We start from the raw sequence: 11,037 nt of genomic DNA on the forward strand, positions 1-11,037 counted from the left end.
TGCTGGAGGCCGGGGCGCCCAAGGGCGTGCTGAACGTAGTCCACGGCGACAAGACCGCGGTCGACGCCATCCTGACCCACCCGCTGGTCCGCGCCGTCAGCTTTGTCGGCTCGTCCGACATCGCTCACTACGTCTACCGGACCGGAGCCGAGCACGGGAAGCGCGTCCAGGCCATGGGCGGCGCCAAGAACCACGGCATTGTGCTGCCCGACGCTGACATGGACCAGGTCATCAAGGACCTGACCGGCGCCGCTTACGGCTCGGCCGGCGAGCGCTGCATGGCCCTGCCGGTCGTCGTCCCCGTCGGCCAGCGCACCGCCGACGAGTTGCGCGAGCGGCTGGTCTCCGAGATCCCGACGCTCAAGGTCGGCGTCTCGACCGACGCCGAGGCCCACTACGGCCCGGTGGTCAACGCCGCGCACAAGGCGCGCGTCGAAGGCTGGATCCAGAAGGGCGTCGACGAGGGCGCCGAGCTGGTCGTGGACGGCCGCGGCTTCTCCCTGCAGGGCCACGAGAAGGGCTATTTCATCGGCCCGTCGCTGTTCGACCACGTGACCCCGGAGATGGAGTCCTACCGCGAGGAGATCTTCGGACCCGTCCTGCAGATCGTCCGCGCCCAGTCCTTCGAGGAAGCCCTGGCCCTGCCCAGCCGCCACCAGTACGGCAACGGGGTCGCCATCTTCACCCAGAACGGCCGCGCGGCGCGCGACTTCGCCGCCCGCGTCAACGTCGGCATGGTCGGCATCAACGTGCCGATCCCGGTGCCTGTCGCCTATCACACCTTCGGCGGCTGGAAGCGCTCGGCCTTCGGCGACATCAACCAGCACGGCATGGAAGGCGTCCGCTTCTGGACCAAGACCAAGACCGTCACCGCCCGCTGGCCCGACAGCGAGCTGGAGCACTCTGACTCCAGCTTCGTCATCCCGACGATGGCCTGAGCCATGCGTGAGGACCGCGTCATTCGCCGGCCCCAGCGGCCGGTGCTGTTCTGGAGCCTGACCGCGGCCATCGCCGTTCTGGCCATCGTGACCGTGGCCTTCCTGGTGCTCAGGGCCTAGGCTCCGGTTTCCCCTGACGGTTGCGGCGCAGCCTCGGGGCTGCGCCAGGCGTTATGTTGCCTGAACCACGTGGAGATCATGCGGCTCATGCGGAAGTTTCTCGTCTGGAGTGCGCTGGCCATCGTCATCGCCCTGCTGGCCTCGATGGGCGGCTATTGGGCCTACTGGAACTTCTACGCCCGGTTCCAGCCGACCCTGATCACCCGCAATCAGGCAGAGATTCAGCGCCTGCTGGACGAGGCCAGCTGGGTGTCGGCCGGCGGCGGGGGTGAGCCCCTGTACCTCGTCGGCTGGCGGGATTGCGACTCTTGCCAGACCTATCAGCGCGAGGAATTCCCCCTGCTGCGCGCCGCCGGGGTCGAACCCCGGGTCGTGATGATCGCCCGGCCCGACCGCGAGGGTCTGGCCCAGTCCACCGCCGCCGAGCGCGCCACGGTCGCCGAGCTCTGGCTGACGCGCGACTGGACCCTCTATCAGCGCTGGTCGGCGACCCCGCCCCGCAACTGGACGGCGGCGGGGATCCCCCCCGCCGACGGCAATCTCGCCCGCACCGCCGTGGTCGGCGCCGGCCGCGATTTCCAGCAGCGGCTGGAGACCCTGCTGCGCGCCTCGGGCGTGCGGTCGATCTCCTACCCACTCATCCTGTGGCGCGACCAGGACGGCTATCTTAAGGTCTGCGCCTGTTCCGACAGCCGCTCCTACGCCTTCATCCGGGACGACGTCGGCGCCGAGGACAGTCTGCCGGCGCCGCCGCAGGGTACGGTCGAGACGCCCGGCGCGCCTTTGACGCCGCTGCCCTATCCGGACGTTTCGGGTGAGGGTCCCGAGGATTTCCCCGCCATTCCGCCCGTGCCCGGCCAGGACGGCCCGTCCTCGCCCGCCAATCCGCCGCGGGAACCGCGCGAGCCGGCCGCTCCGCGCGATCCGCCCCAGGCCAGCCGGCAGGAAGACAGCGTCTTCTACTGAGCCGCCGCCACAAGAGTTGACAGAGGCCGCATGTCGCGTCGCCGATCGTTTGGTATCGCCTTTCCCTTCCTGATCCTGGCCCTCGTCGTCGGGGGCTGGACCGTGTGGTGGTTCACCCTGGTTTCGCGCCTTGAAGCCGGGCTCGACCAAGGGGCGGCGCGCCTGCGCGAGGCCGGCTGGGAGATCTCCCACGCCGAGCCCATCGTCACCGGCTGGCCGTTCCGCGCCCGACTTGAACTCGCCGATGTCGAGGTCGTCATGCCCTCGGGCCATGGCCTGCGAAGCGAGCACATGTTGGCCGAGGCCCTGGCCTACCAGCCGGACCGCTGGGTGCTTATGGCCCCCGACGGCCTGTCTCTCGGCCGGGGCGCCAAGGGCTGGACCTCGGTCACGGGCCAGGCGTTGCGCGCCAGCGTGTCGGGACTGTCCCGCACCCCGCCGCGCGTGGTCGTCGAATTAAATCAGCCGCGTTTCGCCGCCGAGGCGGGCGCCGCGCCCTTTCCCATCGCCTCGGCGGAGCGGCTGATCATCAATCTGATCCCCGGCGACGCCACGGGCGCCGACGAGGCCGGGCTGCTCTTCGAGCTGACCGGCGCGGCGGGCAGGCCCGGCGGGCCGTTGGAGGCCATGGCCGAGCAGCGCCCCTTCGACCTCAGCGCCGAGGCCGTCATCGGCCAGGCCGGCGCGCTCGACGGCGCGACCTGGACCGAAGCCCTGTCCGCCTGGGCGCGCGAGGGCGGAGCCCTGACCGAGGTCCGGACCGAGGCCACCGCCGGCGAGGATTACATCCGCGGCGCCTCTGACCAGCTGATGGCTGACGCCAATGGCCGTATGACGGGCGACTTTCGCATCGACATGCGCGGCGGGACGGCCCCGCTGGTCGGCCTCGCCTCCGCCCCCGGAGTTGATCCCCAGGCCGCCGCCGCCGTCCGGCTTGGCGTCCAGATCACCTCCGGCCTGCGCGGCGACACCGGCCTGACCTTCCGCTTCACCGACGGCCGCACCCGTGTCGGCCCCATCGACCTCGGCCCCGCGCCGAAGGTGTTCTGACATGTCCATCGGATGAGAAACGAGGACCTGCAGCTCGAAGGCCTGACGGCTGCGGCGCGATCCATCCTGGAGGACCTGGCGCGCCACGGCCCCTCGCCGGACGACATCGCGCGGGCCGTGCGGAAGGCCTGCGCCCAAGCCCCCGACCTTCCCTCCGCCCTCGTCGCAGCCCTGGTGCGGGAGCTCGAAGGGGCCGCGCGGCCGGTCATGGTGGCGGCGTGCGGGTCGGGCAGCGAGACGCTGGCGCGCGGCCGGTTCGGGTCGGCGTCGAAGATCTATACGGTCGAGGATTCGCGTCAGGCCCTGGCGAGCTGCCGGTCCGGCGGGCGGGCAGTGATCTCCATGGACCGCGATCCCTGGTGGGCCCGGCTGCTGGCGGAGCCGAAGCTGTCCGTCATCGACGACTTCCTGGGCCGCGACGCGCTCAAGCCAGTCGCCCTGGCCGTGGCGCCGGTGTGGAGCGAGCCGTCCGGCGCCGACCGGACCTGGTGGGCCACCGACGCGACCGAAACCACGGAGGACATCCAGACCATCCTCGGCAAGCTGGGGCTTTCGGGCCGCGAGGCGTTCCGGGCCGGCGGCATGCGGCTGTTCGCGCTCGACGGCTACGTCCAGCCGCACGACGATCGCCTCGCCCAGGCGCCGGGCCGGCTGTCGGGCGTCATCGGCGCGGTGCCCCTGATCGAGACCTGAGGCTTTGGCGTTAGGGCCCGCGTCCGCTAAGAGGCGCGCATGACCGATACGCCCTCCCCCAAGCCCGGCATCCTGGACATCGCCCCCTACGTCGGCGGCAAGTCGAAGATCGAGGGCGTGGCCGAGCCCATCAAGCTGTCGTCCAATGAGAACCCGCTCGGGCCGGGCGAAAAGGCGCGCGAAGCCTTCCTGGCCGCCGTCGAGCGACTGAACCTCTATCCCGAAGGCCGCGCCTCGAAATTGCGCCAGGCGGTGGCGGACCAGCACCAGATCGAGCCCGAGCGGCTGATCTTCGGCAACGGCTCCGACGAGGTCTTCGCCCTGATCAACCAGGTCTATCTGACGCCCGGCGACAATATCGTCACCGGCCAGTACGGCTTCCTCGCCTACCGCATCAGCGCCAAGGCCAACCAGGCCGAGATCAAGCTGGTCCCTGAGCCGGACTATCGCGTCGACGTCGACGCCCTGCTGGCCGCGGTCGATGACCGCACGAGGATCGTCTACGTCAGCAATCCCTCCAATCCGACCGGCAGCTGGAACTCGGGCGAGGAAATCCGCCGCCTGCACGCCGGCCTGCCCGAGCGGGTGCTGCTCGTCATCGACGAGGCCTACGCCGAATACGTCGACCAGCCGGACTGGGAGAGCGCCATCGACCTGGCGCGGTCCTCGACCAACCTCGTGGTCACCCGCACCTTCTCGAAGATTCACGGCCTGGCGGCGCTGCGCGTGGGCTGGGGCTATGCGCCGCGAGCCGTGGCCGAGGCGGTCGACCGCATCCGCCTGCCCTTCAACAACAACATCCCGGCCCAGGAAGCGGCGCTGGCCGCGCTGTCTGACCCCGAGCACGTCGAGAAGTCGCGGGCGCTCGTGCGCCAGTGGCTGCCGCGCCTGACCCAGGCCATCAAGGGCTTTGGCTTCGACGTCCTGCCCTCGGCGGGCAACTTCGTGCTGGTGCGATTCCCCGACGAGCGGCTGAACGCCCAGGCGGCCGACGCCTTCCTGCACTCGCGCGGCCTGATCGTGCGGCCCGTGGGCGGCTACGGCCTGACCGACTGCCTGCGCATCACCGTGGGGACCGAGGACCAGAACCGCGCCCTGCTTGACGCCCTGTCGGAATTCGCAGCGAGCTAGGCCGATGCTGACATTCCTTCTCCAGGCCGTCTTCACCGCGCTGGGCCTCTGGCTGGCGTCGGAGATCGTTCCCGGCGTCGAGGTGCTTTCGAGCGGCAGCCTGATCGCCGCGGCGCTCCTGCTCGGGATCGTCAACGCGCTCGTGCGGCCGATCCTGGTGGTCCTGACCTTCCCGATCACGCTGGTGACCTTCGGCCTGTTCCTGCTCGTCGTGAACGCCGCGACCATCGGCCTGGTCGCCGCCCTGCTCGACGGCTTCGTCGTCGGCGGCCTCCTCCCCGGCATCGGCTGCGCCATCGTCACCGGCGCGGTCAGCTGGGTCACCGGCTCGCTGGTCAGGCCGAAGGAGGACTAGGACGACGCGAACGCCCGCTTCTTCCGGAGCGAATGCGCGCCTCTTCAAGGGCTTGTCGCGCAGGCGGCGCAGTTTGCGCCCGCCCTCGGCCGTCATGCGATCATGTTCGGATGACCTCCGTCCCGCCGGCGCCGGCGATCCCGGGAAGAATTTCCGATAATCTGTCGCTGCGCCTGACTTGGCGATGCCTAAGCCCTTGTATCTTCATGAGCCGGCTGTCGCTGTGTCGCCCTGTCGCTGTGACCTCGACCGCGACACCGGCGTCGGAAATCGGCGCGGGACAGGGACGCGGGGGCTGGGCTAGGGTCCGCGCCTGCAAGTGTCGGGAGCGTCTTCATGTCCGGTTTTGATCTGTCGCGCATGACGCGGCGTGGGGTGCTGGCCACGGGGTCGGCGCTGCCGCTGGTCGGCTGGTCCGGCTTCGCCCGCGCGCAGGATCAGGACTCGGCCCTGGCGGACGCCGTCGACGCCTATGTCCGCCAGGCCATGGCCGCCTGGCCGGACCAGCCGGCGCTGGGGATCGCCATGGTCAAGGAAGGCCGGACGGTGATGGCCCGGGGCTATGGCGTCCGCCAGCAGGGAACCGAGACCCCAGCCGATGAAAACACGCTGTTCGCAGTAGCCTCCAACACCAAGGCCATGACGGCGGCCCTGCTGGCCATGCTGGTCGACGAGGGCAAGGTCGCCTGGGACGCCCCCGTGCGGACCTATCTGCCGGGCTTCACCCTGTCGGATCCGGTCATCGGCGAGCGGATCACGGTTCGGGACACCCTGTCCCATCGGGCGGGTTTTGGTCTCGGCGCCGGCGACCTGCTGTTCTGGCCGAACTCGGACCGGACCCGCGCCGAGATCATGGCGGCGGTCCCGCACGTGCCGATCGAGCACGGCTTCCGCGCCGGGTATCACTACTGCAACCTGATGTTCGTCGTGGCCGGCGAGATCATCGCCGCCGTCGAGGGCCGGCCCTGGGAGGAGGTGCTCCAGGCCCGCATCCTGGATCCGCTCGGCATGGCCCGCACCGTGCCGCTCACCAGCATGGCGCAGGCCGAGCTGTCGGCCCTACCGCATGGCCGGGTCGGCCCGCCGCTGCGCTACCAGGGGCCGATGACGCTCTTGTCCGAGAGCATCCCCGGCATCTGGAACTGGGATTCGGCCGGGGCCGCAGGCGGCGTCTGCACCAGCCCTGTCGAATGGGCCGAGTGGATGAAGACCCAGCTGGCGCAGGGCGTCGCGCCGTCGGGAACCCGCCTGTGGTCCGAGGCGCAAGCCACCGAGATGTGGCGGCCCAACATCATCACCAATTCTTCGCCCGGTCCGACCGCGGAGCTCCCCGGCCGGGCCATCGCCAGCACCTACGCCATGGGCTGGTCGGTCCAGGACTATCGCGGCGAGCGGCTGGTCAGCCACGGCGGCGGCTCGCCCGGCGGCATCTCGGCGACGCTCTTGATCCCTGGCCGGAGGACGGGCGTGTCGATCTTCTCCAACGCCGAGGAGAGCTTCCTGCTGCGCGCGCTCCGCTCTGGCCTGACCGACATCGCCATGGACAAGGCCGGCTTCGACTGGATCGCGGACTCCAAGCGGCTGGAGGCCGAGGGCAACGCGCGCTCGATCACCGCCGCCGCCGAAATCGAGGCCCGCCAGGCCGCGGGGGCCGCGCCGTCCCTGCCGCTGGAGGCGTATGCCGGGACCTGGCGGGATCCCTGGTACGGGGACGTCATCATCGAGGAGGTGATGGAAGTCCAAATAGCGCATAGCCGTCGCGGCCCCATACCGAGTGTCGGCGACTCGGATATCGAACGCGGGCTTCGGCTTAGCTTCACGCGTACGCCTGCTCTGCAGGGCCCGCTGGAGGCCTTCGAGGGCGAAACCTTCCGCACCCGCTTCCTCGATCGGCGCGAGGAGGACACTTTCGTCACCTTCGAGCTGGAGAACGGCCGTCCCGTCCGGGCCACGATGCGGGCGGTCTCGCCGGACGCGGATTTCTCCTACGACTTCCACGACCTGCGGCTGGTGAAGGTGACCTAACCTCGTCATCGCCGGGCTTGTCCCGGCGATCCATCAACGCGGGCCTATCAAAGCCAGCCCGCGACGCCGAGGTGATGGACCCCCGGCACAGGGCCGGGGGTGACGTGAATTAGATGCCGAGGGATTTCCTGGGGTCGATCAACAGGCCCGCCACCGTCGCGGCCAGCAGGCGCGGGCTCGGCGGAATGCGGCTGATCCAGCCCAGGATGTGGTCCCGGATGGCCGGCCGGATCGGGTCGTCGGACTGGTAGAAGGGCGTGAACGCCCAGGACAGCGCCTGATAGAGCCGCACGTGCAGCCAGCGCGAGCCGGCGTAGACCGTCAACGCCGCGTCGAGGTCGCGGTGCTCGGCCAGCGCCCGGTCGAGCGCCCAGGCGTCGAGCAGGCCCATGTTCACCCCCTGGCCCAGCTGGGGGCTGGTCGAATGGGCCGCGTCTCCGATGACCGCCAGCCCCGGCTCGGTCATCGAGGCGCGGGTGCTGTGGGCGTAGCGGGCCGGGATCATCTGGCCGGGGTCGGTAATGGCCGCCAGCAGCCGTTCGGTCTCCGGCCAGAGGCCAATGACATCCGCCTTCCACGCCTCCAGCCCTTCGGCGCGCCACGCGGCGTAATGCTCGGGCTTCAGGCTCCAGAAGAAGGTCGCGCTCGGGCCCTCGATCCCCGGCGCGGCGCCATGGGGCAGCACCCCGGCCATAAGGCGCGCGGCCTGATAGCGCTGCTCCAGCGCATCGCCCATGAAGCCGTCGCCAAGCGGCACGGTGGCCCACAGCGCCCCAAAGGACAGGTCCCGCCGCATCCCGCAGAAGGGCGAGCGCGTGCCGAGCGCGTCTACCAGCAGGTCGAACTGCGCCGACCGCCGCCCATCCTTCGCCTCGAACCGCCCGTCGGCGCGGCCCGCGACCTCGAAGCCCGTCTCGAACCGGACCCCCGCCTCCAGACAGGCCGCGTACAGCACCTCGAACAGGCTGGCCCGGTGCAGGCCCAGCGCCGTCTCACCGCCGCGCAGGTCGGCGTAGGCCACGTCCAGCACCGCCTGGCCGATGCGGGCGCGCTCGCCGTAGAGGCGGCGGATCACCGCGCCCCTGGTCCGCACCGAAGCCTCAAGGCCCAGCGCGGCCAGCACCGCAAGTCCCGTCGGCTGGAGCAGAAAGCCCGACCCGACCGGGCGCGGGGCCTCGAAGCGCTCATGCACGACGACCTCGTCACCGCGCCGGGCGGCCATCAGGGCGAAGGCCAAGCCGCTCGGCCCTGCCCCGCCGACGCCGATGGAGCGCCGCAGGCTCAGGAGGCGGGCACCAGTTCGATCAGGTCCAGCGTGGACTCGTATTCCGGCCACGGGATCACCAGCCGCCAGCGCTCGCGCCCGATGCGCTCCAGGCGCGCCGCGAAGTCGCGTTCGTCATTGGTCCCGTAGGAGGTCGCCCGGGGCTCGTCTCCCAGCGCCAGCGAGCCGAGAAAGACCATCCCCTCCCGGTCCTCGGGGAACAGCAGCCCGCTCGGCCGCTGCGAGCCGGTGGTCTTGATCAGCCGGAGCCCCTGTGGGGTTCGCTCGATCTCGCACTCGAACCAGCCGTAGACGACGAAGCCGAGCCCGCTCGGCCCCTGATGCCCCAGCTTGACCGTCCGGCAGCGGTATCGGCCCGGCGGCGGAGCCGGGGTGTCCAGCGCTGCGTCCGGATTTATCAGGGCGCCGACCGACTGCAGGTCGCCGGAGCCCTCCGAACGCCGGGCCTGGTCCAGCGCCCGATCCCAGGCGGCGCCGAGCCGGTCCAGCCGGTCCCGATCCCGCGGCGTGATGATGGCCCGCCAGTCGCGCAGCACCCCGCCGCCGCCTGGACCTTCGCCGGGCGGCGCGGGCGGCGGGGGCGGGCCGGGCGGATAGACGGCTGGGCCGGGGCCGGTGGCGCAGGCGGCGAGCAGGGCCGCCAGGGAGATGGCCACGATGGAAGTTCGGATCGGCATCGTTCGCCTCCTCAGTCCAGCGCCTCGCGCACCGAAAGCGCCGCCACCATGGGCGACAGGGCCAGGGCGAACAAGGTCCAGGCCGACAGCAGGGCGAGGCCCGGCGCCCAGGCCAGTCCTTGCGCCGCCGAGGTCAGGACGCCTGCCCCGAACACCACCGGCGGGATGAAGAGGGGCAGGACCACGACCGCGATCAGCAGGCCGCCGCGCCGAGAGCCAAGCGACAGGGCCGCGCCCATGGCGCCGGTGAAGGAAAAGCCGAGCCCTCCGATCAAGGCGGTCAGGAGCGACAGGCCGGCGAGGTCGCTGGGAGCTCCCAGCGCGATCATGGCGACCGGCGCGGCCAGGGCCAGCGGCAGGCCGATCGAGGCCCAGTGCGCCAGCGCCTTAATCAGGCAGACGACCGGGAAAGGCTCGGGCCCGAGCGCCAGCAGGTCCAGCGCCCCGTCCTCGTAGTCGCGCTCGAACATGCGCTCCAGCGAGAGCAGGCTGGACAGCGCCAGCGCCAGCCAGGCCGAGCCGATGGCCATGCCCGCCAGCAGCTCCGGATCCGATCCGGACGCGAGCGGGGTCAGCGCCGTGATGGCGGCGTAGAAGCCCAGCGCCAGCACCAGCCCGCCGCCCCGACCCCAGGCCAGGCCAAACTCGCGGCCAAACAGGACCCAAGCGCGGCTCATCGGCCGAGCTCCAGCGCGCGCGCCGGCACCGGCAGCGGGTCGTGGACGGCGGCCAGGATCGCGCCGCCGCCCGCCAGATGCTCGGCCATGAGCTCGCCGATCCGGCCGCGCCAGGCAACGTCGAGCGGCGCCAGCGGCTCGTCCAGCAGCCATAGCGGCCGGGGCGCCGCCACGAGCCTCGCCAAGGCGAGACGCCGCCGCTGGCCTGCCGACAGCTTGCGCACCTCCAGAGGTAGCAGGCGGCGCAGTTCCAGCCGCTCCACCGCCCGCGCCACGCCCTCGGGATCGGCCCCTAGCCAGCGCGCCTGGAAGTTCAGTTCGTCTCCGGCCAGCCGTCCAGCCTTCAGCCCATCCTGGTGCCCGATCAGATGCAGGCCGTCTTTCGGTTCACCCTCGCCCGCGTGCCGGATCGCGCCCGCACGCGGCCTGAGCAGACCCGCGACCGCGCGCAGCAGCGAGGTCTTGCCCGCGCCGTTTGCCCCGGTCAGCGCCAGCGCCTCGCCGGCGGCCAGCTCGAAGGACAGTCCCTCGAACAGGAGCCGATCGCCGCGCGCGATGGCGAGGCTGGACACCGACAGACGCGTCATGCCGACCGACCTCGTCTGCGAACCGGTCGCAATACCCATGACGGCGTCGTGGATACGTGGACGGCGCCCCCGGGCGGGGCTATATCCGCCCACGCCGCAGCAGGCTGTCGCCGCGCGCGGCGGGGACCTGTGCGCCCCGTCGTCCAGCGCGCGACCGCGCGACCGAATTTCCGGGCGGCTTTGATCAGAGGATCCTCTCCCATGCCGTCAGTCGACAGCCTCTCCACCCGGCGCGATCTTTCCGTCGGGCGCAAGAAGTACGCCTATTACAGCCTTCCCGCCGCCGAGGAAGCCGGTCTGACCGGCATCAGCCGCCTGCCGCGCTCCATGAAAGTGCTGCTGGAGAACCTCCTGCGCAATGAGGACGGCGTCTCGGTCACCGCCGACGACCTCAAGGCCGTGGCCGCCTGGATCGAGAACAAGGGTTCGGTCGAGCACGAGATCGCCTTCCGCCCCGCGCGGGTCCTGATGCAGGACTTCACCGGCGTGCCGGCGGTGGTCGACCTGGCCGCCATGCGCGACGCCATGACGGC

At 71.1% G+C, this 11,037-nt stretch carries 11 protein-coding genes and 1 pseudogene; 8 read left to right on the plus strand and 4 right to left on the minus strand.

Annotation, left to right across the window (positions count from 1 at the left end; translation table 11 throughout):
• From Q0M60_RS05455 to Q0M60_RS05485, 7 genes are all read left to right on the plus strand, one after another.
• Positions 1-938 (plus strand): aldehyde dehydrogenase family protein (locus Q0M60_RS05455; protein ID WP_296816961.1); only part of this gene is annotated, 938 nt, incomplete at its 5' end.
• 207 nt (positions 939-1,145) lie between these two features.
• Entirely contained in the window at positions 1,146-2,024 is an 879-nt protein-coding gene (locus Q0M60_RS05460) for a hypothetical protein (RefSeq protein WP_296816964.1), read from the plus strand.
• 30 nt (positions 2,025-2,054) lie between these two features.
• Positions 2,055-3,074 (plus strand): DUF2125 domain-containing protein, encoded by a 1,020-nt coding sequence (locus tag Q0M60_RS05465; protein ID WP_296816967.1) that lies wholly within the window; start codon positions 2,055-2,057, stop codon positions 3,072-3,074.
• A 12-nt stretch (positions 3,075-3,086) separates the two neighbouring features.
• Positions 3,087-3,767 (plus strand): hypothetical protein, encoded by a 681-nt coding sequence (locus Q0M60_RS05470; protein ID WP_296816970.1) that lies wholly within the window; start codon positions 3,087-3,089, stop codon positions 3,765-3,767.
• Positions 3,768-3,806: 39 nt separating this feature from the next.
• On the plus strand, positions 3,807-4,898 hold the full coding sequence (gene hisC / locus Q0M60_RS05475) for a histidinol-phosphate transaminase (protein WP_296816972.1): 1,092 nt from the start codon (positions 3,807-3,809) through the stop codon (positions 4,896-4,898).
• A 4-nt stretch (positions 4,899-4,902) separates the two neighbouring features.
• Positions 4,903-5,253 carry a phage holin family protein gene (locus tag Q0M60_RS05480; protein ID WP_296816976.1) on the plus strand — a complete coding sequence of 117 codons (351 nt, stop codon included), beginning with the start codon at positions 4,903-4,905 and terminating at the stop codon, positions 5,251-5,253.
• Positions 5,254-5,589: 336 nt separating this feature from the next.
• Positions 5,590-7,278 carry a serine hydrolase gene (locus Q0M60_RS05485; protein ID WP_296816979.1) on the plus strand — a complete coding sequence of 563 codons (1,689 nt, stop codon included), beginning with the start codon at positions 5,590-5,592 and terminating at the stop codon, positions 7,276-7,278.
• 109 nt (positions 7,279-7,387) lie between these two features.
• On the opposite strand, the gene Q0M60_RS05490 is transcribed toward Q0M60_RS05485, so the two are convergent.
• Genes Q0M60_RS05490 through ccmA form a run of 4 tightly spaced genes read right to left on the minus strand, consistent with a single transcriptional unit; the run spans position 7,388 to position 10,504 of the window.
• Entirely contained in the window at positions 7,388-8,614 is a 1,227-nt protein-coding gene (locus Q0M60_RS05490; protein ID WP_366855587.1) for an NAD(P)/FAD-dependent oxidoreductase, read from the minus strand.
• Positions 8,560-9,240: a DUF4893 domain-containing protein gene (locus Q0M60_RS05495; RefSeq protein ID WP_296816983.1), complete on the minus strand. Its 681-nt coding sequence runs from the start codon at positions 9,238-9,240 to the stop codon at positions 8,560-8,562. The genes Q0M60_RS05490 and Q0M60_RS05495 overlap by 55 nt, the downstream gene beginning before the upstream one ends.
• Before the next feature lie 11 nt (positions 9,241-9,251).
• Complete coding sequence (gene ccmB / locus Q0M60_RS05500; protein WP_296816985.1) at positions 9,252-9,917, minus strand: heme exporter protein CcmB; 666 nt, start codon at positions 9,915-9,917, stop codon at positions 9,252-9,254.
• A complete protein-coding gene (gene ccmA, locus Q0M60_RS05505; protein WP_296816988.1) occupies positions 9,914-10,504 on the minus strand; it encodes a heme ABC exporter ATP-binding protein CcmA in 591 nt (196 codons plus the stop codon). Before ccmA ends, ccmB begins: the two co-directional genes overlap by 4 nt.
• Positions 10,505-10,705: 201 nt before the next feature.
• Here ccmA and Q0M60_RS05510 point away from each other — a divergent pair.
• A pseudogene (locus tag Q0M60_RS05510) lies at positions 10,706-11,037 on the plus strand (aconitate hydratase); the annotation flags it as partial.

This window comes from Brevundimonas sp., assembly GCF_024711105.1.
In the GTDB taxonomy this organism is placed as follows: Bacteria; Pseudomonadota; Alphaproteobacteria; order Caulobacterales; family Caulobacteraceae; genus Brevundimonas.